Raw genomic sequence first — 3,469 nt, forward strand, 5'->3', positions numbered from 1 at the left:
ACGACGCGATGATCACCTGCGTTTCAAAAAGCGATGCCTGGAGTATCGTGCCACGGATCGTCTGCCAGGGAGCGAAAGGGCTGCATTGGTTTCTTCCGGATTGGAAGGCCAGCGCGGATGTGTGCTGCTTGTGGCCGAAAGGCCGGTCTGCGTCGGGCGCGGTGATGGAATGCGCTAAACTCCTCGAACTTGAGATCGGCCGGAAGTAAGCGAAGGAGGGTGTTGCAAACTGGGCTAGCATGATTAGCTCTGTTGCAAAAAATTTCTAGTGTTTTGACCTGGGGGTGAGTAGACCCTGGCGTTTCATCCAGAGCCCTTCTTAATACCGGACGGGAACCTCTCGGCTCATCCGGCTTGCCGGCCTCTCCCATTGTCCCAGAGGTGGTCCAAGGAGTTCCAAGACCTTCTTCTCAGGCATACCGGGGCGGACCTCCAGAAGCAGTTCAGGCCGAAAATTCTGGGCATATCGAACACCTTCGTTTGACGATCGGTGCCAAACCATCGACCAAATCGCTCCAGGCGGAGCGAGCCAGGCAAACATCCATGCAGGATAAAAGGCACTCAGCACGACCAGCCCCATACCAAGCACAGCCGTAGTCTTGATTGCAGCATGCTTTCGGGCAGAAAAACATACAAGAACCGCGAGCCCTAGCATTGCAACTACTATCCATCGGCTAAATGCTTGTATGTCATTCAAAAAGGGAATTATGTTTGGACTGTTTACCCATAATCCGAGCGTAGCGGCACTTGGCCAAACAAGGGCGGACGCCAGTAAGTTGCTCACCACTGTCGCAAGAAGGAAAAAAAGCATTGCCCACTTTGCCAATTTCCAGATCAAATGACCTGCCATGACTCTGCTGTTTTTCAACGTCGCATCTCCTTATGGGTAGCGGTCAGGATTCGGGAAATTTCCGCCATATCGTTGTCAACGCCAAGCAGGGCAGTGGGGCGATCCGGTAGGTTTACTCACCCCACTGCCCAGGATCTGCCGGAGAAAAAGTCCTAGGGGAGTGTATTTACATTAGGGTTAAAGTTTTTCCTTGCTGGGGCACGTTGAGCGTGCGGGCAAAGCTCAGCACTGACTGTGAAAATTCTTCGTGGTGCTCTATGAGGCCCATATGCTTTGCAGGTTTCAGCACCCTAAGAGTAGCGCGCGGTATGCGCTGGCTTATATACTGACTCGCATCGAGGCATGTACTCGTGTCTTTGTCACCGCCCACCACAAGAGTGGGCACAGGCAATTGCGGCAGGACCGGGCCAACATCAAGCTCCAACATGGCCAGTGCACCTCGCGCAAGCACCTTCGGAGAACCGTGTGTGCCCAGTTTGGAAACGGTATCAAGTTGCTCGCGCGTTTGCCCACCTGCAAAGGAACTACGCGCATTCGATAGATGCGAGAGACCGTTTTGGTAAGACAATTTTTGCATTACCCGCACAAACGGACTTACAACGATGGTGAACTTGAGGAGAGGTTCGATGACGGCTTTCTGCAGGGCGGCAGCCAGCTTGCGCCGCTGACACGTATGCACAGGATTGATGTAGGTCGTGTGCGCCAGGACAATTCCCGCAATTTTTCGAGTGAAAGATTCGGGAAAAGCAGCAAAAAACGTCTGCGTGATCATCCCACCGATACTGTGCCCTACAAGCAAAAACCGCTCGCCCCCAACCGCATCCAACACAGTATTCAGATGTGAAGCTAAATTGGCAAGACGATAGTCATGATTGCCGGGTTCGCTCGAATGACCCAAGCCTGCCAGATCCAAAGTCACGACCCTGTATTCTTTTTCAAGCTTGCTGCGAGCATACTTCCAGATAGAACTGTTCATACCCCAACCGTGAACGAGCACAATCGTCAGCGCGCTGTGCATTCCCGAACTTTCAACATTGATTTGTGCATCGTCCGGGGTCTGTACGCGCATGCGGGTGGAGTGTGCCCCCGTGGCGCTCTGAGCAGGATCATCTGCAGGCCTAGCGAGGCGCCCCAACAGGAAGGGCATAATGAATCTGCCCGCAACACTCATGAGCAGCAGAAGACTCCCAAGAATTAACGCAAAGGTAGGAAAATTCAACCCCACATCCCACTCAAAATTCAAAACCCTTTCGGTGCCGACCCATTCCAGGACACGACTGGCTTCATACCATTTCCATAATAGGTAAACGGCGAGGATGGGGACAGCCAGAGACATAAGGCCGAGGAGCCAAATAGAAAGAATGGTAAACGGAAGCATAGGGTTCTTCCTTTATACTGAATGTTGATCTCGAAGCCATTTGGCTCCCACTCAGCGTTATGCAAAACGCTTTCCAAGTCCTCCGTGATACCTGGTAACGCTGGCCTGCAAGGTTCGGCCTCGAAGCGTTCCTGAACGAGGCTCATTCAGAGCTCAATGTTGTGAAGACGCGCGCTAAGCCAATTTCCTAGCTCGCGTTTGACGTTTTCTATCCTTTTGACATCGCTATCTCACAGGACGCTGGTCCTGCTCTACGGCTTGGTTCAGATACGTATTTTGCCGAGTATATACAGCCGCTAATCGTAGAGGCGTCAGTCCTAGCCTATCCACATTTATTTTCGTCGGTTCGTTGACCCCGGTCGCCGTACTGGGAGAGCCTTTGAAGCTTTCTTTTCGTGCTCGGCCAGTCGCCAGTGCGGGGCTGGTTGCTGCACGTGAATGATGGAAGGCGGCCGCATCCCGGCTGGTAGCAGACCAGTTTGTGGCATCTGGAGATGACCCAGTTAGGCACAATGCTTTAAGGGGGTTTCGGCCCAGTCCTTCCAAGTAGACTGCCAACTACGGCAATCAGCTCAGCCGGCTCGGCAGGCTTCACGACATGGGACTGAAATCCGGCCAGTAAAGCCTTGCGTCGGTCCTCGGATCTGGCAAAGGCTGTGAGTGCAACAGCAGGCACCTGTCCGCCTTCCTGCGGAGGGAGGGACCGAATCCTCAAGAGCAGGTTATAGCCATCCTTATCCGGCATTCCAATGTCACTGACTACAACATGTGGACGAAACCTTGTGAAGAGTTCAAATCCCTGATCGGCTGAGTTTGCAGTTGCAACCTCAGCGCCGCATGATGCAAGGATGCGCATTGCAACCCGGCGCGAGTCCGCCTCGTCGTCAACAATCAAGATTTTAGCACCACTCAGGTCGAGCCGATTCCTTGAACGAGGATCGATCCGAAGATGTGGGTATTTCGGACGCGTGAATATAGGATAGAGCCAGAGGCAAAGTGATTATGAACGTTGCTCCTTGCCCTTCTCCTGGACTATTGACCTTGACTGATCCGCCATGCAGCTCAGTTATCTGCTTTACAATGGAAAGTCCGAGTCCAAGCCCCCCATGCCTCCTGGTGTGTGAGGAGTCTGCCTGGCGAAAACGATCGAACACAAAGGGCAGAAAGTCTTCGGAGATACCAGAACCTGTGTCAGAAACGGCAATTTCCATGTGTGAGTTCACTCGTCTCGCCGTGATCTG

The 3,469-nt window shown here is 53.0% G+C and carries 3 protein-coding genes; all 3 read right to left on the reverse strand.

What is annotated here, in order from left to right:
* Positions 1-1,016 precede the first annotated feature (1,016 nt).
* Complete coding sequence (locus tag VE954_RS24680; protein ID WP_324957839.1) at positions 1,017-2,228, reverse strand: alpha/beta hydrolase; 1,212 nt, start codon at positions 2,226-2,228, stop codon at positions 1,017-1,019.
* A gap of 517 nt (positions 2,229-2,745) precedes the next feature.
* Positions 2,746-3,123 (reverse strand): response regulator, encoded by a 378-nt coding sequence (locus tag VE954_RS44400; protein WP_414699029.1) that lies wholly within the window; start codon positions 3,121-3,123, stop codon positions 2,746-2,748.
* Positions 3,124-3,127: 4 nt separating this feature from the next.
* Positions 3,128-3,469, reverse strand: a 342-nt coding sequence (locus VE954_RS24685) for a sensor histidine kinase (RefSeq protein ID WP_324957841.1), incomplete at its 5' end; no start/stop codon positions are given.

The organism is Oligoflexus sp., assembly GCF_035638955.1.
In the GTDB taxonomy this organism is placed as follows: Bacteria; Bdellovibrionota_B; Oligoflexia; order Oligoflexales; family Oligoflexaceae; genus Oligoflexus.

Coding starts and splice junctions, on each gene's coding strand:
- VE954_RS24680 (WP_324957839.1), bottom strand. CDS start 2,228: ATGCTTCCGTTTACCATTCTTTCTATTTGGCTCCTCGGCCTTATGTCT.